Below are 601 nucleotides of genomic sequence, written 5' to 3'. Positions count from 1 at the left end.
CGAATCGCAAGCGTGTATTGCGCTTCCGCATCATTTACCGCTTGCTTTTCTTTGCTGTCATCCAGCTTGGCGATCATTTGTCCTTCTTTCACTACGTCACCAGCTTTCACTAGTACGTGTTGAATTTCACCGGCGCGACGAAATGCCATTGGTGTTTGTTCAGCAGGAACGACTAGCCCTTTAAACGCGCGATATTGGCTTTTCACTGGCGCGTCAACTGAAATGGTCGAAACATACCACGGTTGTTCGGCTACGTTTTGGCTATCACTTTGACAACCAGTAAGAACGGCCAAGGCGATGGCCGATACTGCGAATAGAGAATGCTTCATTAAATGCCTTCCTCACGAATCCAAGCTTTCACCACTTGCCCTTCGACTAATCGTCCTACGCCAGCAATAACCACGTAGTCGTTGTTATCCAAACCTGACTCAATCGCGCCACTTTCATTTAGTGACAATGTCACTTTATTCACTTGTTGCGTTGAGCTATCCATCACCCAAACTTCACCTTGGCTCTCTTGCTTGTTTACCCAAGCCGATGTCGGCAACGTCATGGCGTTAGACCTGTTTTGCTTAGCAATGTGTACTTGTCCTGTCATCCC

Annotated in this window: 2 pseudogenes; both read right to left on the bottom strand. The window is 47.6% G+C overall.

From position 1 onward, the window contains the following. Positions 1–329, bottom strand: a pseudogene (gene vmeU / locus R7Z50_RS29005) (multidrug efflux RND transporter periplasmic adaptor subunit VmeU); the annotation flags it as partial. Then, a pseudogene (locus R7Z50_RS29000) lies at positions 329–601 on the bottom strand (efflux RND transporter periplasmic adaptor subunit); the annotation flags it as partial. The pseudogenes vmeU and R7Z50_RS29000, both read right to left, overlap by 1 nt.

Source organism: Vibrio sp. 1249-1 (genome assembly GCF_033340495.1).
The sequence above is the reverse complement of the archived record's forward strand: the minus strand, read 5'-3'. Positions and strand labels throughout refer to the sequence as shown.